This window comes from Candidatus Kuenenia sp. (assembly GCF_039794105.1).
Lineage (GTDB): Bacteria > Planctomycetota > Brocadiia > Brocadiales > Brocadiaceae > Kuenenia.
This window is the reverse complement of sequence record NZ_JBDIWA010000042.1, coordinates 1-22275: the sequence shown is the minus strand read 5'-3', so window position 1 is coordinate 22275 and position 22275 is coordinate 1. Positions and strand designations below refer to the sequence as shown.

At 42.3% G+C, this 22275-nt stretch carries 23 protein-coding genes; 6 read left to right on the top strand and 17 right to left on the bottom strand.

The annotated features are described in order from the left end of the window. Positions 1-41: 41 nt before the first annotated feature. The 12 genes from ABJL82_RS14945 to ABJL82_RS14890 all read right to left on the bottom strand — a co-directional run bounded on the left by ABJL82_RS14945 (position 42) and on the right by ABJL82_RS14890 (position 10323). Positions 42-791: a pyridoxine 5'-phosphate synthase gene (locus ABJL82_RS14945; protein WP_347275503.1), complete on the bottom strand. Its 750-nt coding sequence runs from the start codon at positions 789-791 to the stop codon at positions 42-44. After that, positions 788-1798, bottom strand: a complete 1011-nt coding sequence (locus tag ABJL82_RS14940) for a CdaR family protein (RefSeq protein ID WP_347275502.1) — start codon at positions 1796-1798, stop codon at positions 788-790. Before ABJL82_RS14940 ends, ABJL82_RS14945 begins: the two co-directional genes overlap by 4 nt. Before the next feature lie 2 nt (positions 1799-1800). Next, positions 1801-2613: a diadenylate cyclase CdaA gene (gene cdaA, locus ABJL82_RS14935; RefSeq protein WP_347275501.1), complete on the bottom strand. Its 813-nt coding sequence runs from the start codon at positions 2611-2613 to the stop codon at positions 1801-1803. A gap of 1 nt (position 2614) precedes the next feature. Further along, a complete protein-coding gene (gene folP, locus ABJL82_RS14930) occupies positions 2615-3499 on the bottom strand; it encodes a dihydropteroate synthase (protein ID WP_347275500.1) in 885 nt (294 codons plus the stop codon). A gap of 208 nt (positions 3500-3707) precedes the next feature. Further along, complete coding sequence (locus ABJL82_RS14925) at positions 3708-4253, bottom strand: LptE family protein (RefSeq protein WP_347275499.1); 546 nt, start codon at positions 4251-4253, stop codon at positions 3708-3710. 25 nt (positions 4254-4278) lie between these two features. After that, positions 4279-5205: an outer membrane protein assembly factor BamD gene (bamD, locus tag ABJL82_RS14920; protein ID WP_347275498.1), complete on the bottom strand. Its 927-nt coding sequence runs from the start codon at positions 5203-5205 to the stop codon at positions 4279-4281. Beyond that, positions 5202-5975: a DNA repair protein RecO gene (gene recO / locus ABJL82_RS14915; protein ID WP_347275497.1), complete on the bottom strand. Its 774-nt coding sequence runs from the start codon at positions 5973-5975 to the stop codon at positions 5202-5204. Before recO ends, bamD begins: the two co-directional genes overlap by 4 nt. A gap of 15 nt (positions 5976-5990) precedes the next feature. Further along, the gene (gene ybeY / locus ABJL82_RS14910; protein ID WP_347275496.1) at positions 5991-6425 is read right to left on the bottom strand and encodes an rRNA maturation RNase YbeY; all 435 of its coding nucleotides are present in this window, start codon (positions 6423-6425) and stop codon (positions 5991-5993) included. A gap of 67 nt (positions 6426-6492) precedes the next feature. Continuing rightward, positions 6493-7485: a PhoH family protein gene (locus tag ABJL82_RS14905; RefSeq protein ID WP_347275495.1), complete on the bottom strand. Its 993-nt coding sequence runs from the start codon at positions 7483-7485 to the stop codon at positions 6493-6495. Between the two features lie 2 nt (positions 7486-7487). Next, positions 7488-8333, bottom strand: a complete 846-nt coding sequence (locus ABJL82_RS14900; protein ID WP_347275494.1) for a phosphatidate cytidylyltransferase — start codon at positions 8331-8333, stop codon at positions 7488-7490. Beyond that, entirely contained in the window at positions 8330-9046 is a 717-nt protein-coding gene (locus ABJL82_RS14895) for an isoprenyl transferase (protein WP_347275493.1), read from the bottom strand. The genes ABJL82_RS14900 and ABJL82_RS14895 overlap by 4 nt, the downstream gene beginning before the upstream one ends. Beyond that, a complete protein-coding gene (locus ABJL82_RS14890; protein WP_347275492.1) occupies positions 9043-10323 on the bottom strand; it encodes an adenylosuccinate synthase in 1281 nt (426 codons plus the stop codon). Before ABJL82_RS14890 ends, ABJL82_RS14895 begins: the two co-directional genes overlap by 4 nt. Positions 10324-10731: 408 nt before the next feature. Here ABJL82_RS14890 and ABJL82_RS14885 point away from each other — a divergent pair, with 408 nt between their 5' ends. From ABJL82_RS14885 to ABJL82_RS14865, 5 genes are all read left to right on the top strand, one after another. Further along, a complete protein-coding gene (locus ABJL82_RS14885) occupies positions 10732-11733 on the top strand; it encodes a peptidylprolyl isomerase (RefSeq protein WP_347275491.1) in 1002 nt (333 codons plus the stop codon). A gap of 69 nt (positions 11734-11802) precedes the next feature. Next, positions 11803-13005, top strand: coding sequence for an HD domain-containing protein (locus tag ABJL82_RS14880; RefSeq protein WP_347275490.1), 1203 nt, complete (start codon positions 11803-11805; stop codon positions 13003-13005). A gap of 117 nt (positions 13006-13122) precedes the next feature. Further along, positions 13123-13482, top strand: coding sequence for a PilZ domain-containing protein (locus tag ABJL82_RS14875; RefSeq protein WP_347275489.1), 360 nt, complete (start codon positions 13123-13125; stop codon positions 13480-13482). Between the two features lie 114 nt (positions 13483-13596). Further along, entirely contained in the window at positions 13597-14136 is a 540-nt protein-coding gene (locus ABJL82_RS14870) for a peptidylprolyl isomerase (protein WP_347275511.1), read from the top strand. Between the two features lie 27 nt (positions 14137-14163). Continuing rightward, on the top strand, positions 14164-14421 hold the full coding sequence (locus tag ABJL82_RS14865) for a zinc ribbon domain-containing protein (protein ID WP_347275488.1): 258 nt from the start codon (positions 14164-14166) through the stop codon (positions 14419-14421). A 143-nt stretch (positions 14422-14564) separates the two neighbouring features. On the opposite strand, the gene ABJL82_RS14860 is transcribed toward ABJL82_RS14865, so the two are convergent. Then, the gene (locus ABJL82_RS14860) at positions 14565-15848 is read right to left on the bottom strand and encodes an amino acid permease (RefSeq protein ID WP_347275487.1); all 1284 of its coding nucleotides are present in this window, start codon (positions 15846-15848) and stop codon (positions 14565-14567) included. Positions 15849-16189: 341 nt separating this feature from the next. Here ABJL82_RS14860 and ABJL82_RS14855 point away from each other — a divergent pair, with 341 nt between their 5' ends. Continuing rightward, entirely contained in the window at positions 16190-17128 is a 939-nt protein-coding gene (locus ABJL82_RS14855) for a tetratricopeptide repeat protein (protein WP_347275486.1), read from the top strand. An 86-nt stretch (positions 17129-17214) separates the two neighbouring features. Here ABJL82_RS14855 and ABJL82_RS14850 read toward each other — a convergent pair whose 3' ends face one another. The 4 genes from ABJL82_RS14850 to ABJL82_RS14835 all read right to left on the bottom strand — a co-directional run bounded on the left by ABJL82_RS14850 (position 17215) and on the right by ABJL82_RS14835 (position 21935). Then, entirely contained in the window at positions 17215-18057 is an 843-nt protein-coding gene (locus tag ABJL82_RS14850) for a sterol desaturase family protein (protein WP_347275485.1), read from the bottom strand. Further along, positions 18054-19373: a TIGR04282 family arsenosugar biosynthesis glycosyltransferase gene (locus ABJL82_RS14845; protein ID WP_347275484.1), complete on the bottom strand. Its 1320-nt coding sequence runs from the start codon at positions 19371-19373 to the stop codon at positions 18054-18056. Before ABJL82_RS14845 ends, ABJL82_RS14850 begins: the two co-directional genes overlap by 4 nt. Positions 19374-19581: 208 nt before the next feature. Then, entirely contained in the window at positions 19582-20433 is an 852-nt protein-coding gene (locus tag ABJL82_RS14840) for a universal stress protein (RefSeq protein WP_347275483.1), read from the bottom strand. An 11-nt stretch (positions 20434-20444) separates the two neighbouring features. After that, positions 20445-21935 carry a SulP family inorganic anion transporter gene (locus ABJL82_RS14835; protein ID WP_347275482.1) on the bottom strand — a complete coding sequence of 497 codons (1491 nt, stop codon included), beginning with the start codon at positions 21933-21935 and terminating at the stop codon, positions 20445-20447. Positions 21936-22275: the final 340 nt, after the last annotated feature.

Sequence of the window (22275 nt, the reverse complement as noted above, 5' to 3'; positions counted from 1 at the left end):
ATCCAAAGTAAAAAAAAATATTGAAATTCTTAAACACCAAGTTAGTCCAACGAAGTCCCCTGCTTTGCCATACTGTGCCTGAAAATCAAATCTTTCATTTCCTGTACGGCTTTTTTTATTCCGACAAAAACAGATCGGGAAACGATGCTATGCCCGATATGCAACTCTTCTACATCCAGTGATTCCACGATAGACCCAACATTCTGATAGGTTAACCCATGCCCTGCATTTACCCTTAAACCTAAACCATGCGCAATCTTAATGCCTTGCCTGAGTTTTTCCATCCATTTCGCCCTTAAGTCCACATCCTTTGCATTTGCATAATTACCTGTATGCAGTTCTATAAACTGTGACCCAACCTCTTTTGCGGCCACAATCTGTTCTTCTTCAGGATCTATAAAAAGACTTATCAATATGCCTGCATCGGCAAGGCGTTTTACCACCCTGCCAATAACACTTTTTTGTGACGTTACATCAAGCCCGCCCTCGGTGGTAATCTCTTGCCTTTTTTCAGGTACGAGGGCGACCTGTTCGGGTTTTGTTTTAATTGCTATGTCTACAATTTCATCCGCAATGGACATCTCAAGGTTTAGTTTGGTAAAAACCGTTTCCCTGAGTAATAGTATATCCCGGTCTTGTATGTGCCTTCTGTCTTCTCTCAAATGAACGGTAATAATATCTGCGCCGCCAAGAATTGCAAAAGAGGCGGCAGTCACAGGATCAGGTTCATACGTCTTTCTTGCCTGGCGGATGGTGGCAACATGGTCGATGTTTACTCCTAACTTTATCATTGTTTTCCGCTTTCTGAAGGGTTCTCCCTTTCCCGGATATCAAGGTGGGCATCTGGCAATTTACCAACAATTTCAAGATTTTTGCTTAAATGGCATTTAATCGGCTGTTTGTAGGGGCCCGGGGGTTTTAATGAAGTAACATCAACATATGGCAAGATATCCTCCGGATTCAGCTTTTCCAGCAAAAGCTTTGAACCTTTTATTTTTACATTGACGTACTCATCTCTCAATTTAATAACATACGGATAATTATCCGGCATCAGTATTTTTATTTTTAACTTTTCTACAACCATGGTTTCCTGTTTTTCCACAACCTGCAGCCACATGCGTATATCCTGATCGCAGACAACAGGCACCGTAATGCTTTTATCTCCATGTTTAATGGTTACTTTTTGATCAATCTCAATTCGCCAGGGAAAAGTGCGGTTTTGTTCAACGGTAATACCTCCAATATCGACAGGTATCGTGTTAATAGATACAACCTCTTTTAAAGCATTCAAAGGGCCTTCAACTTCTACTTCGGCTGGAAAAACAAATTCGTTCGCAATAGTATATCCGATAGCAGGCTCCCCTTTTTTTTGCAAATTAACCTTAAGCCTTTTTTTTTGCAATTTCCCCAGTAAGACGCTTACCTTTTCAGGGTAAACGGATATTAATTTGACGGAATTAGGCAGGCCGAGATGCTCTCTGCCAATAATTACCGTCTGTTTGATTTGATCCTCAATTCCCTCCGGAGATTCCTGGATAACGTATTTTGCATGAACTTTTTGGTCTTTGATCAGACCCTTCGTCGTTTCAATCACATTTTGAGGGCCTCTGAGATGCACCACAATATCTTCCGCACTTTGCTCAAGCACCGTAATTCCTGTTGGGACAGAAACTGATAGCCTCACAACCTCTGTCAAATCTTCCGTATGCCTGTTAATTGCATACAGCCAGAGGGCGATTGCCATCACTAATGCCATAAATTTTGTGAGAAGATTGCCGGTAATTATTTCTTTAATCACGACTATTTAGTCCTGGAAAGGCTAAACTTTTCAGAGGATAGTTCGTTCAGAATCTTTTTCAATTCTTTGTCATCAACCCCACGGTTCAATGTCCCTTTGTATGTCACAGACACATTGCCCGTCTCCTCAGATACAACAATCACAATTGCGTCCGTTTCCTCTGTAAGCCCGACAGCCGCCCGGTGACGTGTTCCCAGCTCTTTTGATAATTCTTTATTTCCGGTAAGCGGCAACAAACATCCGGCAGCGCTTATTTTCTGCTCCTGAATAATCACCGCACCATCGTGCAATGGAGAACCTGGCCAGAAGATAGAGCATAGCAGTTCACAGGTGGCATCAGCATTTAGTTTAATCCCGGTTTCTGCAAAGTTGTTCAGGCCTGCTTCCCTTTCTATTGCAATAAGCGCGCCTATTCTCTTTTTTGATAAAATGCCGACAGCCTTAAGTATTTCATCAACTACCCGGTAATCAGGTTTTGCCATGGCGCTGAAAACAGGGCTCTGCCCAAGCCTAAACAATGCACGCCGGAATTCCGGTTGAAATAAAATAATCATTGGCACAATAAACACCGGCACAAATTCCGTTACCAGCCAATTGATCGTATATAATTGCAGTTTCCTGATAAAAAACAATATACCTACGGAGATCAAAACAATAATAAACGCCACACCTCTTAAAATGCTTGTGCCGCTCGTACCCTGCATAATTCTGAGGACGGCGTAAAGCATTATATAAATAAGAAATATCTCCCCCGCCGACCGTATAATCATACGTCCGCTGATATCTCCGAATAATACTGACAGGTTTTCTAACATCTTAAGTATTCCTTATCGCATCGCATATTGTCGCCACATGGACGGCAGCTTTAACATCATGTACCCGTATGATATTTGCGCCATTCATAATTGCCACGGCAAGGGTGGCAAGCGTTCCGTATAAACGCTCCTGCACTGAAACATTCAATAGCGCGCCAATAAAATTTTTCCGGGATGTGCCTATTAGCAAAGGATATCCCATTCCCTTAAACTCGTATAGCCTTTTCAGTATTTCCAGATTTTGCTGCATAGTCTTGCCAAAACCTATCCCCGGATCCAAAATTATTTTACTTTTCTCAATTCCTGCTTCCATTGCGGTAGAAATGGATCTCTTCAAACAGGATATTATTTCCGGAAACAGATCTTTACATATGGGATTTTTTTGCATTGTCAGGGGAGATCCTTTTTTATGCATTATGACAACAGGCACTCTTGCCCCGGCAATGACCTTTGACATGTTTTCATCGTCAATCAAACCGCCAATGTCATTTACCATTGACGCACCCTCTTCAATTGCTCTCTTTGCCACAACTGCCTTGTATGTATCGATGGAGATAGGTTTATTGATCTCTTTTGATAGTATCTTTATCAGCGGAATCACTCTCTTTAATTCTTCTTCTACAGATATCGGACTCGCCCCAGGTCTGGTAGATTCGCCGCCAATATCAATAATATCTGCTCCTTCAGCTATTATCTTATGCGCGTGATTAATCGCATCTTCAGGAACAAAATTCTTGTTGCCATCATAAAAGGAATCGGGCGTTATATTCAAAACACCCATAATGTGTGTTTTCCTGCCCAGGCACAGCTTTCCCCGAGGGTAATCAATTTCAAAATACCCGTTACCTGAATTTTCATGAATGCTTCCGTTCGTGTCTTCCCGCATTTGATCTGGTGGCACCGTATTACATAAATAGGATGATTATTAAACACACCCGTACATTAAACGGTAAAATCCTAAATCGGACAAGCCTGAAAACAATCCCCAGTCCTCAATCCTCAATCTGCAAATTGCCGACTGCCGACTGTAGATTGTAGATTGCATAAGGAACCAGTAAATATTTTGCCAAAAGTGCGAAGAAATTACTGATGTTTTACCACCAATCTTCCTCCATTGATTCCACAATACTTTGCGCCAATTTTACAAATGATTCGTTACTGGAAGAAGAGAGCGTTTCATTTCTTAAAACAATAAACTCTGTCGTGCCTTTTATATTCTTCCGTTCAACGATTGCCCTTCCCGTCCGTGTATCAACCCATCGAATGTCCGCCCTGATAGTTACTCTACTTTCCACAATATTGTCTTTTCTGTCCTCAATTAATACATTTTCATTTACACTGGAAATTTTTCCAAACAGAATGGAGTCTGCTTCATCTTTATCAACAATACGCAAATTTGTTCTTAACAACAGTTGGTCGCGTACTGCCCTGGTTAAATCGAATTCATATCCTCTGCGAAAGGTATCATTATCAAAAATGGGGACATAGATGCTTCGAACATTTGAACGAAGCAATGACTTTGAGCTGTAACCGCATCCCGCTATAAAAAAGAAGATCATTAAAAACACCAGAGCAGAAAGGGTGTAATGCCTTCTTTTAAAAACACAGGGTATTGTCATTTTATAAAAACACTTTGGCATAATGTTTTATCTTTTTCTCATAGGGTTATTTTATCGCCTCAATCATCCTGAGAAATTCCAATCTTTCCATAGCCCTTTCCGCCCAAATAGTATCAGGAAAATCCTTCATAACATATTTAAAATAAATCGCCGCGGAAGACGGGGTTTTTCTCCTCAAGTAAAACTCGCCAATTTCAAACTCCCGCTTTGCTTCAATAACTCTTATTTCTTCTATCATTCTCCCGGCGTCTTCAACATACACCCCATGTGGATTTGTTACGAGATATTCCTCAAAATCTTCCCTTGCGGATATCAGCAAACCATAGTTGCGCTCCTGCTGCCTTTCAAAGTAAACTTTTGAAAGTGGTATTTGATACTGCACATAGGGAATCCATTCGTTTCTTGGATAGTTTTCCATAAATTTCTTATATGCATCCACCGCATCTTCATAATATCCCAGTTTGAAATAGCAATCTGCTATTTTAATTTGCGATTCAGGGGCAATAGGTCCCATCGGGTGATTCTCAATAATCTTTTCAAATACCCTTATCGCGGCTTTCTCATTAGTCTCCATTTGCGCAATACCTACCTGAAACACCTTCTCATGCACCTCTTTTGTCCTCTTTGTTCCCGGATATTCCCGCAAAACCGTATCATATGCCTTTAATGCCCTTTTATAATCTCCATTGAGATAATAGGCCCATCCTATGTTTATCTGAGCAGACTCCGCATATTCTGAGTCAGGATGACCGTCAATAATTAGTTTAAATTCTTTTATGGCGCTAACATATTTTTGTTCCACCAGCATGAACAGTGCATTTTTATAGCGCTGCTCCAGTGATCCGACGTCGCCAGTCGGTGGCTGCATCCACCCGGTATCTTTGTTCCAGACCCATTTTCCGTAAGACGCCGTTGACATTAAAAATGTAACAGCAAGCACTATTATTGGGAAAAAACCTGAGTGCAATTTCATATTTTTATGCCTTCTTGCGGGGAAAAGTTAACATATTTCCATGAGTTTAACTCTTTTTTCAACAGCGAAACAATATAATATCTCAGCACCTTTTCTATTTCAACACAAATAGATAATTGTACCCGGACACGTTCCAGCCGATGCAAATTAAGGTTAGCCAACCTCCCTGCAATAAACATAGCGCCTGCAGAAATCATCATTCCGTTTTTCAATTCTCCATGACACCCTACACATCTTGCGCCGCCTTCCACTGCATTAAAAGTAACCCTCTCATGGTGCGGTATTTTCTTTTTACAATGAATGCAATGCTCCCATTCCGGTAAGTATCCTAAAATGTTGAGCATTTTTAACTCAAAGGCCAATAACCATATTGTGGTGTTTGTGTCGGTGGCAATGTGATTTAGCGTATTAAGAAATAAATCAAAAAGCGGCTCGTTGGGGTCGTTTTTTTCGGTAAATTCGTTGACAAGCTCTGCCATATAGGAAGCCCTGAAATACGTATCAAGGTCATTCCGGAACGTGGGGTAGTTGTTTTGCAATACTGCATCGGTGAGGGTATGGAGGGTCGAATGTTCCTTTTTAATAAAGAGAATCCGGTAGTGCGTTAAAAGATCGACTGCTTTTGAGTTGTACTTGCCTGAAGAGCGCTTGAAGCCTTTTGCAATGGTATCTATCTTCCCGTAATCCCTGGTATAGAAAATGATGATTTGGCTGGAATCGCTATAATCTGTCCTTCCCAGGGTAATTGCATCTGTTTTTAAGATGGACATATTATGGTATGTTAATTAATCCGGGACAGAAATATTGTACCCAAGCTTTGACAATAATTCCTTTTCCCTCCGGTGCATGTCTTTTGCAGCACCTTTTTTTTTATCATCATAACCAATTAAATGCAGCAAGCCATGTATGATATACAGGGCTATTTCTCCTTCCGCATCATGGCAATGTTCCTTTGCAACTTTATATGCCATCTCTGCGGATACAATTATTTCTCCAGCGACATGATTTTCCGATGCATCATAAATAAAACTCAAAACATCCGTTGCATAATCATGCCCCAGAAAAGTTTTGTTTAATCTCCTTATTTCTCTGTTATCAGTAACGACGATACTAAGGCTGGCATCTTTGTTTTCACTTTTTAACACCTTTTTTACCAGTTTTACTATGCGTTTTTCATCGATAGCATATGATTTCTGCCGGTTTACAACTTCCAGCTTCATGAGAACCTTTTTCTTCTATCATAGCGCAGCATAGCCGCAACCAAAAAGATTTTTTGCCTTATAAATACTATAATTCATATGCCGCAACAATATCCTGAACCAGCTTATGGCGGACAATATCGGATTTGGCAAGATATACAAATGCTATATTGTTTACATTCATAAATCTTTCCTGGGCATCAATCAAACCCGATAACTCCCCGCCCGGCAAATCAACTTGTGTAATATCCCCCGTAACGACAACCTTTGATTTCGTGCCAAGCCTTGTTAAAAATGTCTTCATCTGCTTTACCGTACAATTTTGCGCCTCGTCCAGAATAATAAAGGCGCTGTTTAAGGTTCTCCCTCGCATATACGCAAGCGGCAGGATCTCTATCAGGTCGCTGTCCAGATATTTTTTCACCTGTCCGACGTCCATCATATCCGCTATGGCGTCATACAGCGGCCGTAGATAAGGACTTACCTTGTCCTTGATATCTCCAGGCAGATATCCAAGTTTTTCTCCTGCTTCTACCGCAGGCCTTGCAAGTACAATCCTTTTTGCGTATCCGCTTTTGAGAAAAGAAAGCGCCATCGCTACCGCCAGGTAGGTTTTTCCTGTTCCGGCAGGCCCTATGCAAAAAACAAGATCATTGTTTCTGATGGTCTCGATATAATTTGCCTGTCCCTGTGTCTTGGGCCTTATGAACATCTCTTTTTGGAAAAGATCGATTGCTTGTGCGGGCGCCCCTTCAACATAATTTTGCACATCCATAATGGTCTGCTCCACGTCCTTCACCCCCAGATTCCCCGTGAATCGAATTATTTCAAGCAATTTAATTAAGGACGTTCTTGCTGCTTCGACACCCTCTTTTTCTCCCTCCATCTTCAATACCCCGTTACGTGCTACTAATTTTATCCGAAAAGCATCCCTTATAAGGCGCAAATTTTTATCATGGCTTCCATATAAAAGGGACGCTTCGTCATCATTTTTAAGGATTATTGCATCTTTAGCGGGTAAAAATTCCTTTATATCTTCATTTATTGCAACATACTTTTGTGTTTCAACTCCTTGATTCATGCTTAGATTAACTTAAAAAAAAGTAAAAAATAATATGTCACCGGCAGGCTTACCAGCAAACAATCAATAATATCCAATACGCCGCCAAAGGAGGGCACCAGATTCCCCGAGTCCTTAACATTCGCATCTCTTTTTATCAATGACTCTGCCAGGTCGCCTAAGATAGCGAAAGAACCCACAACTGCTCCAAACAAAACCGACCATGGCAGACTGATTACCCTGGTTTGCGGAATACTATTAAATATCACTGCTACTAAAATGCTACATATAACAGAGAAGCAAGCCCCTTCAACCGTTTTATTCGGGCTTATATTCCTTGCAAGCTTATGCTTTCCATACTTCCTGCCCAACAAATACCCGCCAATGTCTCCAAATTTTGAAACCAACAGGGCCATTATCACCACACATGTTCCATTGGGAAAATGGCGTAAAGCAATTGCAAAACCAAGTAGAAAAGGAACATAAAAAATGCCAAAGACCGTTACGGAAATATTTTTAATCGCATCTTTTGCGCCGCGTGTGACCGCCTGTAAGAGCAATAGCAAAAAAATGAGTACGAGAACAATATCTTTTCTAAAAAATTGGGATTCTGCGCCGGCGTCTCCATGTATGGATACCCAATAGCTTACAAACAACCATATCCCGATGCCGATGCCGGCTACGCGAAACGGACGAAATCCGCATTTGCCCGCAACAGTGTAAAACTCATACAATCCCATCCCTGCCGCAACCATTGCAATACAGCCGAAACCAATGTCTGTGGAAAACATGACGTCAAGGCTCATTACTCCGAAAAACACCGCAAACAAAACGACGCCAAGCGTTACCCTTGTTTTAAGCGTGCTCACTCTTTTAAACCCCCGTATCTGCGCTCTCTGTTTGCATATGCTGAAAGAGCTTCCTCAAGGTGTGGTTTTTTAAAATCAGGCCAATACGTGTCTGTTACCCACAGCTCTGCATAAGATATTTCCCATAATAAAAAATTACTAATGCGCATTTCTCCGCCGGTTCTTATCAGCAAATCCGGATCTGGCATGTTGGGCATGTATAAATATTTTTTAAAAGACTCTTCTGTAATTTCATCTATCTTCAGTTTCCCCTTTTTTAATTCCTCAGCAATTTTTTTTGTCGCATCGATTATTTCTGTCCGCCCTCCATAATTTAGCGCAAGGCAAAGAACCATCCCGGTATTCATCTTGCTCTCTTCTATTGAAATCGAGAGTTCCCTTTGAACAAATTCCGGCAATTCTTTGATTCTGCCGATGGCCGTCAGGCGGATATTGTTTTTCTGGATTTCTTCCCGTTCGCCAATAAGGAAATTCTTGAGGAGTTTCATTAATAAATCTATTTCCCGTTTCGGCCTCTTCCAGTTTTCCTGAGAAAAGGCATACAGCGTAAGCTGTTTTATATGTTTTTTTGCACACTCACGTGTAATCTCACGAACAGCTTTGGCGCCCGTCTCGTGCCCCTTAATCCGTAACAATTTCTTTTGCCGCGCCCACCGGCCATTTCCATCCATGATAATTGCAATATGCTCAGGCAGCGATCCGTTTTTCTTCATACTAAATTGATTATCTGTCCACGATCCGGGCCAACGGAAAGCATTTCAATTTTCACGTCTAAAATCTTTTCAAGTCTTTTTATGTAATCTGACGCCCGGGACGGAATGTCTTTTGCGTTACGCATTTTGGAGGTATCCTCCTGCCAACCAGGCAATTCCTCATAAACCGGCTCATATTCTTTCCATGCAACCAAATCAGCGGGAAAGTATTTATGCTCTTTGCCGTTTATTTTATACCCCACACAAATCTTTATTGTTTTCTGGTTATCCAATACATCCAATTTTGTCATAACAACGCTATCCGCTCCATTTACCATTATCGAATGTTTAACGGATAACGCATCAAACCACCCACAGCGTCTTGGCCTTCCCGTAGTAGCGCCGTATTCGCCGCCCTTTTCCCTCAAATGCTCGCCTGTTTTATCTGTTAACTCTGTGGGGAACGGACCATTGCCTACCCTTGTAGTATAGGCTTTCATTACCCCCAGAACCTTATGGATATGCCGGGGGGAAATACCTGCGCCTGAAGCGGCGCCGCTTGCAACGACGGTTGAAGACGTTACAAATGGATATGTCCCAAAATCTACATCAAGCAACGCACCCTGCGCTCCTTCAAACAGGATTCTCTTTTTTGCCTTTATTGCTTTATCCATAAACTCTATTGTTTGACAAACAAACGGTTTTATACGTTCCGCATAGCCAAGGTATTCGTCATAAATCGCCTCCCATGACAATTCATCTGCGCCGTGCAAATGTACGAATATCCTGTTCTTTTCATCTACGACCTGTTTTAATCTTTGTTTAAAATATTCCGGGCAAAAAAGATCCGATACCCTGATGCCGCTTCGTGCCATTTTATCCGCATAGCAGGGACCAATCCCCCTTCGGGTTGTGCCTATTTTCTCTCCCCCTTTTTCACCTTCTGAATATTCATCCAGTTTTTTATGATAAGGAAACACAAGGTGCGCCAATTCGCTGATATGCAGATTTCCTCCAACCTCTATATTTTTCCCCCGTAACTCATCAATTTCCTGCAGTAATTGGAGGGGATCAAGGACGACTCCATTACCTATGACGCAACTTTTGTTTTTTCTGAGTATGCCGGAAGGAATAAGATGTAATACAAATTTTTCACCATCAACAACAATCGTATGCCCGGCATTGCTACCGCCCTGATAACGAACAATGATATCAAACGATTCAGTAAGTATATCTATAATCTTGCCTTTCCCTTCATCCCCCCACTGCAGACCAACAAGACAGGTATTTGATCCCATAGCAAAAAATTTCCCTATCGAAAAAATTAACAAAAATAATCAGAATCCCTTAAATATCAAGCATTTAAAGGATTATAAAAAATGAAATAGTTAATGTCAAGCGAATACACTTCCGAACAGGGCAAGTCAAGTATAAACGTTAGTAGCTTTTATCAAAAGAGGTAAAAAATAAACGTACCTTTTCAGATTTCGCTTCAAAATTCGTTACAAATTGGTATCAAACCGAATTTCCACATATCTGGAGTGCTGGATTTGGATATTTACTCGTATAAAATAGCGTATAGCAAAATTAAATTGTTTGAATCACTTGAAATTACTGATAAAATCTTACGAGATGGAAAGATAATTATATGAAGCACGATTGGTTTCTGTTTTATTTGCGAAAAAAAATTTACAAAAGAGAAATACATGCTAAGAAAATACATTTATTATGCCTTGTTATTTCCGGTAATGCTTTCCTGTTCATACCTGTTTTGCGGAGAAGACGTCCTGAACAAAAACAATCTTGGGTTTATTCGGGCGGTTGTTGATGAGGCGATAATAACCCAGGATGAAGTCATTAAACGTTCGGCAGCAGCCATAAGGGAGGCAAGGAGTAAATATAGCGAGGAGGAATTCGCAAAAAATATTGAGAAAATTCTGGAAAATACCCTTGAAGAATTAATAGACAGAAAATTGTTGGTGAAAGAAGCTCAGAAGGTATTTGGCGCGGATATATCAATGATGGATGAGGTTCAAAAGGAACTGGATTATTTTTTAAAAGGCGCCGTTGAAAACGTGGGTTCCTTATCAAAGTTCTATGAAATAGCAGAATCTCAGGGAATAAATCCTATTGAAAGGAGAACCGAGCTTAAAGAAGATATAATGATTGATAAGATAATCAAAGAAAACGTTTATAACAGGGTAAATGTCCAGCCAAAGCTTTTAAGACGCTATTATATGGAAAACATGGATGAATTTTGCCAAAAAAAAGAAATAAAATTGCGGCACATAATGATCAAATTTTCCACACACGACAATGACAAAGCAAAGACATATGCCTTTGCTGAAAAAATCATGACGCTTCTTTCCACAGGGGAAGATTTTTCCTCAGTAGCACGGTCATATTCAGAAGGCCCCAACGCTGAAAAAGGAGGCGAATGGGGTTTTGACGAGATACAAGGGTTGAGGAAAGAACTCCGGGATGTTGTTAACGGTCTGAAGGATAATGAGTACAGCGAGATAACAGAGTCTCCTGTCGGATATCATATTTTCAAAGTGGAACTCATCAGACCGGAAGTAGTAAAAAAATTTGAAGACGTGCAGGATGAAATATATCAGAAGTTGTACCGTGAAGAGATTGGAAGATTAAAGAAAAAATATATTCTCGACTTGAGGGAAGATGCATTTATTAAGGTTATTAAATATTGAGAGGAATATTTTATACGTGTTTTCTATCGTTTTGACGGTTCTACGTGCAGATAACGGGAGACTAAAAAGGTGCTGAGGCGTGAGCTGGCGCTACAATTATTTGAAGCATTTTCCATGCAGAGATGGAACGATATGATACGTCCTGTAGAGTTGACGGAGATGGACAAACATGCGCATAAAATGATCATCGCTTATTGTCTTGGTAAGTATGAAGAAGAAAAAGGGCGGCAGGTTAACTGGGATACCATAATAACGGGGGGGATATTTGAACTATTACGGCGCATAGTTATCTCCGATATAAAATCTCCGATATACAGGAAAATAAAAAAACTACACCCGGACGTCTTCCGGCAGCTCAACAAATGGGTTTATGAACAACTCAAACCAATGTTTGAAGGACTGCCAAAAGAAATGAATACCGAACTAAAGCACTATTTGTTTGATACAAACAAGGGCGATGATTTAACAAAAAAAATATTGGAGGCATCTCATATTTATTCGAGTTTCTGGGAATTTCAGATAATTCAGAAGGTTCATCCTACCGGTTATAAAATAGAAGAAATTGAAAGGGTTTTAAAAAACGATCTGGAACCCTTCATGGATCTTGCCGGGATGCGAAAGATTATTTGCAAAGGGAAAATATTAAACTTTGTTGATCTCTGCGGACAGTTACGGTTTCAAATACGATGGAGCCAAACGCCCCGGTTGCCAAAAACATCCGTCCTGGGACACATGCTCTTGGTGGCAATATTTTGTTATCTCTTTGCAAGAGAGGTAAATGCCTGTTCTAAAAGATTATATAATAATTTTTTCAGCGCGTTGTTTCATGATCTGCCTGAAGCAATGACAAGGGACATATTATCCCCGATTAAAAGGTCTGTGGAAGGTATGCCGGAGGCCATCAGCAAAATCGAAGAAGAATTGGCAGAAAAAGAAATCTCTCCCTTATTAGAAGATGGATGGTTTGAGGAGATAAAATATTTCACCCGGAATGAATATGAAAGCAAGATTAAAATAAAGGGAAGGGTGAAGCATGTTACAACCGAAAAGATAAATGAGAAATACAATTGCGATGATTATGCCCCGATAGATGGAGAATTTATCAAGATTGCCGATGACCTGTCGGCGTATTTAGAGGCGTATACGGCAAACGATCTTGGGCTGAATTCAAAACATTTGCAGGATGGACGACGAAAAATTGAAGAAAAATATAAAGGCCGCGCTATTGCGGGGATATCTATAGAGGCTTTATTTGCAGACTTTGCAATGTAGTCTCCTGAAAGTTATTTATTTGCATTTTTCGGCAAAATATTTAATGGTGTTATTCTTTTTTCCACCAGTTAAACAGGTATGGATTTTTTGAAACATTTTTCAGTGTAGGAAATAGCAATGGAGGGTAAAAGACATTTCAGCCGCATTAATTTTGTGGCGCATACGCAATTAAAATATCAGGACAAAACATACAGAGGAGAGCTGCTTGACATCTCTTTGAAGGGCGCATTGCTGCAATTTAACGAAAATATTCCTATCATAAAAGGTGAGAAATGTGAAATAATAATCCACCTTCCTTCGTCGAATATTAATTTAAATTTTGAAGCAAAACTTGTCCATATTCATTCAGGCCATTTTGGTTTTAAATTTGTAAGCGAAGATATCGACACCCTGACACATTTGCGGAAAATGATCGAACTAAATATCGGAGACCATGAACAAGTTACCAATGAGTTGGCATACTGGTTAAAAGAGTAAACGTTGGGAACAGGTTAGTTTTTTGAAAAATTGTGATAATGTATTTATTCTGAATAACGTCTTGAGTGAGAGGAGAATGATTTGAAAACAATACTTATTTGTGCTGCCCTTGCAATAACCTGCTTCATACAAAATGCCCGTGCAAATACGGTTTATCCGAAAGTTTTGCTCGAAACCAATCAGGGAGAAATAGTTCTTGAGCTTTATCCCGAAAAAGCCCCGGAGACGGTAGAAAATTTTCTCAAATACGTCCGGGATGGTTTTTACAACGGCACAATCTTTCATCGTGTAATAAAGGGCTTTATGATACAGGGCGGGGGTATGACCGAAGATATGGCCAGGAAAACCACGCTGGATCCTATCAAAAATGAGGCGGATAACGGACTCAAAAATCTGAGGGGTGCCGTAGCAATGGCCCGCACGATGGACCCGCACTCTGCCACGGCACAGTTTTTCATTAATACGGTGGATAATGGTTTTCTTGATTTTAAGGGCCAAACTGCAACAGGGTGGGGATATTGTGTCTTTGGAAAAGTGATAAAAGGCATGGAAGTGGTTGATGCTATTGAACAAATGCCTACCGCAAAAAAAGAGGGACATAGCGATGTTCCCCGTTCTACAGTAGTTCTGAAAAAGGCCATTGAGATAAAATAAACATACTCATCAGAGGCTGATACGATAATGTCTAAAAAAATGCATGGATACTTCATTTGTCCAAATTGCGGGTCGCAAACGCCGCGAAAGGCGCTTGCTTGCCCGGAATGCGGATCAGATGAAAATACCGGATGGTCAGAGGATACGATGTATGACGGGCTTGACCTTCCCGAAACAGAACCATCTGTGCTTCGCCCTTCAAGGTCTTTATTCAAAAAGAGATATTTTCTTAGCATCGTGGCCATTATTGTTATCCTGGCCTTTTTGTGGATTTATTTGATCTGATTTCACCTGAAAATACTTTTTATCCGCAGATTTCGCAGACTTCATCGTGAGCTTCGTCGAACAATTAGCGCAGATAAAAAACTTCTTTAACCTTCTCCTGATCTGTGCGTGGTTAAACTCTTTTTGGTTGCGGCTTTGCTGCATTACGGACATGGGTTTTCCCGGAAAAACCTGCCACTGAAATAAAACGGCAGTGATACCGCTATTGCCAAAGCTGTTGCGCCGATTATTTTCAGCTCCACATGGCAAAGCAGCCATCCACAAATAATCAGCGCCAGGACGGGAATACTGTATCCGCCAGGAGCCGTATAGCCACGTTTTCGGTCAGGCGTTTTTCGTCGCAGTGCAATAACTGCCAGGCAGGTGGGAACGTATTGCAATATGCTTACCAACACACTCGCTGCTATTAAATAGTGAAAACTCCCTGTCAACCCGAGAAATAATGTAAGCAGCGTATTTACCACTATTGCCAAATAGGGCGTGTGGTACTTCGGGTGTATTTTGGCAAAGACGGGTGGAAAGAATCCGTCTGCTGATAGTACATAAAGGCTTCGCGGACTAGTGAGCGCAATGCCCGCATTAACTCCACCAATAGAGAGCAATGCCCCAATACCAATAATGATCCCCCCGGCAGGTCCCAGAAAATAAAAGGCGGCGTCGGCTAGTGGTTTGTCTGACCCTGACAAATCAGGATATGCCCCCATTGCAACATATTGTATAAGAATATAGAGGACGGTTACCACTATGAATACCATCATAATTACGCGCGGGATATGTTTTTGCGGATTCTTCATTTCTCCCGCCGGCACAACCAGAAACTCAAATCCCGTGTATGCATAGAGCGCCAGCGTAGTTGCCATACTAAAACTTCCGCTGTTGTGCAATTGTCCAAAATTTTCTCTTCTCACAAAAAACATTCCGGCAACAATGAAAATGAAGAGCGCCGTGAATTTTCCTATAGAAAAAAAATTTATACTCCTTGCGCCGGGTTTTACCCCGTAGTAATTTGTTACACTTAATCCGATCACAAGCGCCGTTACAATGACCTTGCTCAGCCATTGCTGATCTTTTGGCAGAAAATAGTTGCAATAGAGTCCGAAACCACTGGCAACAGACGCCCAGCCAATGATAGAGGCAAGCCACATTATCCAGCCCACCAAAAACCCCGCAAATGGTCCAAAGACGTCTTTGGTATAAAGATACGCCCCGCCTGTTTTATCATACATACTCCCCATTTCCGCAAAGCACAGTGCAACGGCGAAGCAAAGCAGGCCGCATAGGGGAAAGACCAATAAAGCACCAATTCCGACCAAACTATCCAGTTGTCCCGCCAGTAAAAAAATGCCGGCGCCAACAACACAATTAAACCCCATGCAAACAACATCGAAGAAGTTCAACTCCCTTGCAAGGCCGCGATGTTCTTTCATAACTGATTTTTCCCGCATGTCCATAATTTCGGATTGACGAATATTTGTTACGTTATATAATGAATGACGAAGATATGGTTTTTTGAAAATTACCTTTCAGTAAACGACCGATGCTTGTTCACAAACTCCTAAGACCGGGCCAAATGAATTTTGGTGTTTCAAAAGCAGGGAACAATTTTCTCAAAATACCTGTTTCATCTCCTATCTCTATTTATTACTGTTTTTCCATTAAAGCGGGGAAAACTTATCGTGAAACAGGCTACAGTTGCCTATTTGACCAGTCTTTACTTCTGAATTATACTTACCTTATACAACATTATAACAAAAGAAAAGGACTATTTATGATACACAGAATCAAGCATATTACCTGTCTCATCCTGATGCATGTATTTCTTTTTCATTTTATCGGTTGTGGAAAAGAAGAAAAGGATTTAGCGCCAGCCGTTCAGCAAAGAGAGAGTTCTATGCATGGAGGAAAAGTACAGGGCATGCACGGTACCACAAGACCGGACAAAGAAATAGAAGCGGCAAAAGCGGCTGTTGAAGCGAACCCGGACGACCCGGCTGTACATTACAACTTAGCCGTTCTTTATGATAAAAAAGGGATGCTTGACGAAGCGGTGGATGCATACAAAAAGGCAACGGAACTAAATCCTTCTTCCGAGGAAGCCTTGGTAGGTCTTGGCAAAGTGTTAAATAAGAAGGCAAAATCCGACGAAGCAATCACCGCATTTGAAAAGGCGCTTGCCATAAATCCCAATAACGCAGAAGCCTATGAGGGGTTAGGTCTTGTACATGTTCATAAGGGTGGGCCGGATGAGGCGATCAGGCTCTTTAACAGAGCTGTCGCGATAAATCCGGGCCTTATAGAATCCCGGTATAATTTGGGCATTCTCTATGCAAAAAACGGGCAATTTGAGGAGGCAATTGCTGAGTGGTTAAAGGCCATTAAGATCAACCCCAAGAGAACAGAATTCCATTACAACCTTGGAATTGCCTACACAAAATTAGGAAAGTTGGAAGACGCCATTGCGGTGTGGCAAAACGCATTGGAAAATACTGAAGAAATATCAAGTTTTCTCTATTTGATCGGACTTGTTTACATAGAAAAAGGGGATGTTAAAAGCGCCGAATCCTTCCTTAATAAAGCGCTTGAAGTTGATCCTGAATTTTACGATGTACACAAAGTGCTTGAGGAACTCTATCGTTCACAGGGCATGTATAGTGAAGCTGACCGCCATGCTGAAATATACAAAAGCAACTACAGCGCCCACCACTAATACTTAACAGTAAAGGCATATTTTGTGAACCCGTAAGGTATATCAGAAAGACGGATGTCGTTGGGCGCCTTCATTGTTTATATCCACTATTTCCGGCGGTTAATTGTGTTGCCGGATAATTTGCCGATAAATGGGATAGCCAGCATACCCGTCAGTATTACACATAGTTTTGTATTTCGGAAATTTTCGAGGCCAATGGTCATGCCTTCGTGTCCCATACGAGGCTGGTCACGGTATGTGCCCAGAAATCGATCCCACAGCGGTAGGTTAAAACCGAAATTAGAGTTGGTTTCATCATAGCGTGACGAATGGTGAACCCGATGCATTTCCGGCGTTACAACAATCCAGCGCAATACACGATCTAAACGGTTCATGATACGGACGTTGCCGTGATTGAACATGGATGTCGCATTCAGTAGCACCTCGAATAACACTACCGCGAATACAGGCACGCCTATCACCGCAATCGCTCCAAACTTAATCAACATGGATAGAATAATCTCAAAAGGATGAAATCGTATGCCGGTGGTGACGTCAAAATCCAAATCCGCATGGTGCATGCGGTGTACTCTCCATAAAACAGGAATGGCATGGAATATTACATGTTGCAGGTAAATAACAAAGTCCATAGCAACCACCGATACTATAACTGCCAAACCGTATGGCACAGGGAAATAATGAAGTAGTCCCCAACCATGTTCTCCGGCAAATACCGCCATACCCACAGCAGCCCCTGGAAAGATAAGGCGTAACAGGAAGCTGTTAAGAAACACGACTCCAAGATTATTAATCCAGCGTATTAATTTTGGGACGTCGGGTCTTCGTCTGGGAGCTAAACGTTCCCACAATGCCATGATCAATAAGATCCCTAAAAAGAATCCCAGTCGAATGGCCATCTCGTGTTGCAAAACATATTCGCTCAAATTCATTCTTTTCTCCACTGCTGAAAGCGCTCTAGCAAATCTGCCGGAGACTGCTTAAGCATTAATAACCGAAATACAGTAGACATATTCCTGATAGTTGCAATGAAAGGGCCAAGCGGTTTCCAGTGGCGTGGAGATATCTTTATCACACCGGGCGCCACTTTTGGGCGGCATATCTTTGATAGGGTGCGTGATAAAACCACATCTTCTAAAAAGGGCGTTTCTGCAAAACCGCCGCACTTATGGAATATGTCCCTTCGAACGATAATCCCCTGATCGCCATAAGGGAGTCCTAATATCTGGCCACGCAGCCTGTTTCCCATTTCTATCAGGCGGTACCAGGGAGAGGGGTCTGTTATCCGTTGTCGGAAAAATCCCCATGCAAGTCGTGTGGAAAGTAAATACGATGGCAAATTTACCATTACTTCCGGGTCAGGCTGGCAATCTGCATGGAGAAACCAGCACCAGCGTCCGCGGGCATTATGCACTCCAAGATTCATCTGTCCGGCGCGTCCCGGTGTGCTTCTCAGCAGCCTTGCATTAAAGTCAATTGCAACGTTGTCAGAACCATCAGTCGAACCGCCGTCAACTATTATAATTTCAAACTCCCCCAGAGTATTCATGCAGGATAGCGTTGTGAGGGTTTTTTCCAGATGATATTTGTCGTTGAGTACCGGGATAATGATGGATACCGCGGGCATTGCCTTACGCGCGACCTTTTTCAAATTGTCCAGGGTATCAACGTCAATCTCCGGTTTTAACTGCGCTATTGACAGGTTATTCTCACGCGCACGCCTTACGGTCTGTTCGAGTACCAAATTCGAACTCCATGCAATATTTTCAAACAGGCATGTCTGTATCGAACGGGCGCCAATCAAAACGTATCCGCCGTCCTCTGCGGGTATTATTACAACGTCCGCATGCATGAGTTGTTCGATTGCCTCCTGGATTTTCTCTGCTGTCAAATTCGGACAGTCCGTACCTACGGCAAGAACTGCCTGAAATCCATTTTCGAATGCCCTGAGAAATGCGTATTTCAATTTCTGGCCGAGATCGCCCTGCGGTTGCAGCCATACATCGTATGAGTCCTTCAGCCAGCGGGAAATCGGCCTTCGGCCTGCACCGTTTCCATACACAATCACCTTTGCACTGCCTTGGCCCTGCAAGGTGAGTAGTTCATAATGGGTTTTTTGCGCCATATAATCGTAAATACGACATGCCTTTTCGTCCCCCAGTTTTGCGGCTAAACGCGTTTTAACACGGCCGGGTTGTGGATATTTTGCAAATTCCAGGATTAATGTTGCCTTGCTATTGGTGTGCATGGACTTGTTACCTGCTATTAACAGCAATTGGTGTAACGGCCTTTTTGTGTTCTTAAAGTTGATGTGCTATTTTCATTTTCTGAAATTGTTTTAGCAGCATTTCGGGCAGCATGATGTTTTTCCCTTCGTGCCTTGTGCTTCGTATTTTTTATCTTATGCTTGTTTGGTTCTGGCTATGCCGGCTTAAGCAGGGATAAAATATGAGCAGTTATCTCAGCAGCAACAGAGGGATATCGCTGGTACGCAGCATAGCGGTGGTATTGCTTCCGGCCAGAAACTGTCTGATACGTGAATGTCCATATGCCCCCATTACCATCAGGTCAATTTGTTTTTCTTTCTGATAGGTATCAAGCGCCGCCAGTACTTTGCCGTCGAGCGTCTTTTGCGTCACGTCAAAACCTGCCGAAACCAGCTTGTCAAATGCGGCTTCCAGTTGCGCTTTCCGCTCATCTGTACCACTGCATACCATAATCAGATGACAGGGCAGGCCTTTCAGCAACGGGCTTCCGGCTACCATATCAAGCGCTTTTTGGGCGGTCGGGCTGCCATCAAAGGCTATCATGAAGCAGTTTGGAGGGGAGAATTTTGATAGTACAATCAGAATAGGTTTGTGTATCGTGCGTATCACATTCTCAAGATTATTGCCAATCGAGTGAGCGGCGTTGTCGTGTTCCGCTCCCCGGCGTCCCATAACCAGGAGTCTCGTCTCGTCCTCAAGTTCCATCAAGGTTTCTATAAGACTACCGTGTCGCTGAAGTGTGGAAATATCTTTTGCGCCGTCTTCTCTGACACGGCGTTCTGCGGCTTCCAGCATGTATTTTTCGTGCTCTCTCGCCAATTTACTACGCTTTTCTTCCAGAACGGTTAGTTCATCAAGTAAATGCTCCTGGCTGCCTAGTCCGATTTTTCCGGTGAGGTCACCCTTGATGGGATATTCAGACTTATCGAGTACATGAAGCAATTTCAAATGTGCGTTTAAGCGCTGGCTGGCCCATGCACCGGCATCACATACTGCTGCGGAAACGTGGAAGCGGCCAATACAGGTTATGATATTTGTCATCGTTATTCTCCTTAGTGACCGGCAAGCAATTTCTCGACTTCTTCGGGTTTATCATGCACTCCGAATTGATCGACAATCGTGGCGCTTGCTTCATTCATGCCAATAATTTCAACATGTACTCCCTCACGTCTGAATTTAATTACAACTTTGTCCAGTGCGTAAACTGATGTAACATCCCAAAAATGCGCTTCAGACAAATCAATGGTAACACGTTCCAGCGCTTCTTTAAAGTCAAATGAGTTGGTAAACTTATCCGCTGAAGCGTAAAATACCTGACCGGTTACTTTATAAATACGCCACGGCAAAGCTTTGCTGATATGACTTTTTACCACAAAAATGCGGCTGATTTTGTTAGCAAAAAACAATGACGACAATAAAACGCCGATGAGCACGCCGATAGCAAGGTTATGTGTTGCAACCACCGCCGCAACCGTGGATACCATAACAATACTGGACGACAGCGGATTTTTTTTCAGGCTTCGGATAGAGCCCCACGAAAATGTCCCGATAGATACCATGATCATTACTGCCACCAGGGCGGCCATTGGGATTTGCTTTACCCATGTTCCTGCAAAGACGACCATACTTAACAAAAACACCCCCGCCGCAAAAGCTACGAGACGCCCGCGTCCGCCTGATTTTATAGCGATAATAGACTGTCCAATCATGGCGCAACCCGCCATTCCTCCCATCAACCCCGCTCCGATGTTGGCAATGCCCTGCCCCTTGCACTCCCGGTTTTTATCACTGTGTGAATCGGTTAAATCATCAACAATTGTTGCCGTCATCATAGATTCCAGCAAACCCACGACCATTAGCGCAAAGGAGTATGGGAAAATAATGGTCAGTGTCTCAAACGTCAGCGGGACTTCCGGCAATAAAAATATGGGGAGCGTATCGGGAAGCTTACCCATATCGCCAACAGTACGGACGTCCAGTCCCATACCTACAGATACTGCCGTCAGCGCTACAATACAAATAAGGGGGGAAGGCAGTATTTTACCCAAAACCGGGATATAAGGAAACAGATAGATAATACACAAACCTCCAGCCGCCAATGAATATACATACCAATTAACATGCATCAGTTCAGGCAACTGCGCCATGAAAATCAAAATAGCAAGGGCATTGACGAAACCCTTCACGACGGAACTTGACACAAAACGCATCAGGCTCCCTAATCTGAGAAATCCGGCGATGATTTGGAGGGCGCCCGTCAATAGCGTTGCCGCAAGAAGGTATTCCAGGCCATGTTCCTTAACCAGAGTGACCATGAGCAGCGCCATCGCGCCCGTCGCCCCTGAGATCATACCGGGACGGCCGCCGGCAAAGGAAATGATCACAGAAATACAGAATGAGGCGTACAAACCAACCTTTGGGTCAACTCCGGCAATAATTGAGAATGCAATTGCCTCTGGGATAAGGGCAAGCGCAACAACAATGCCAGCCAACAGGTCACCCCGTACGTTTGAAAACCACTCTCTTTTCCAGTTTTTTAGCATTTAGAACTATTTCTCCCGTACATGAATGATGGCATAGGTTTCACAAGCAAAAGTATATGGTGCTTGGCACAACAAGGGCGTAAAGATAACACAAAATAAAATTAATATCAAACAAAATTAGGGGACACTTCCCATATCACATATCCATATTCGAAAGGGGGAGTATTCCCGATTTTTTGTAACTATTCAGCGTAATCTATTAAACTACCGGAGCACAACTCGCTCCCAAACTCCTTTTCGGAAACGTAATGGCGCTGGAAACTACATGCGCGGGTTCAGGTTTGTAACCTGAACCAAACGTTTTATACTTTCAATCCAGCCTTCTATTAACAGAACAAAT